This is a genomic window from Thiocystis violacea, from assembly GCF_016583565.1.
In the GTDB taxonomy this organism is placed as follows: domain Bacteria; phylum Pseudomonadota; class Gammaproteobacteria; order Chromatiales; family Chromatiaceae; genus Thiorhodococcus; species Thiorhodococcus violaceus_A.
In genome coordinates this window covers 1-643 of the sequence record NZ_NRRF01000254.1, presented here as the reverse complement: position 1 = coordinate 643, position 643 = coordinate 1, and the positions used below count along the sequence as shown (strand labels likewise).

Annotated in this window: 1 protein-coding gene; it reads left to right on the top strand. The window is 60.5% G+C overall.

What is annotated here, in order from left to right:
- Nucleotides 1–145: 145 nt before the first annotated feature.
- A complete protein-coding gene (locus tag CKO23_RS25070; protein ID WP_242482722.1) occupies nt 146–628 on the top strand; it encodes a hotdog domain-containing protein in 483 nt (160 codons plus the stop codon).
- The last annotated feature ends 15 nt before the right edge of the window (nt 629–643 follow it).

Genomic DNA, 643 nt, shown 5'->3' with positions numbered 1-643 from the left:
CCACCGGAGCCACTCCAGGTAGTCGAGGCAGTCCGCATCGGTGCGAAACCAGGACTGGAACTCGCCCGCAGTCCGCGGATAATCAACGCCAGCATGAGGGTAAGTCACCCTTGGAGTTTACTCCGGTTAAGTGGAGACCCCAGCAATGAATAATGACGAGGAGCATGCTTCCGGAACTGCCGGACCACACGGCGAATTGCTCTTGCGCACGTTGGCCATGCCGGCGGATACCAATCCGAGCGGTGATATTTTTGGGGGCTGGCTGATGTCGCAGATGGACATGGCCGGGGCCATGCTGGTGCGGGAGCTCACCCGCGGACGCTGTGTCACCGTGGCGGTGGACGCATTCAAGTTTCAACAACCGGTCAAGGTGGGGGATGCGGTGTGTTGCCATGGGCGGGTGATTCGGATTGGAACCACGTCCGTGACCCTGAAGCTGGAGGTCTGGGTCAAGCCGCGCACACCAACGGGCGAGCCCCAGAAGCCAAGGTTTCAGGTGACCGAGGCCACCTTCACCGGACATTCCGCACCCCGTGACAGCACCGATGTCGTATTTTTCAGCGGCATCGATTCAGCAGCACGGGGATGGGTGGATAAAGTGCTCCTCTGGTACCTTGAGCGCGCGTAAGAACGCCTGCTGGGT

Coding starts and splice junctions, on each gene's coding strand:
- CKO23_RS25070 (WP_242482722.1), top strand. CDS start 146: ATGAATAATGACGAGGAGCATGCTTCCGGAACTGCCGGACCACACGGC.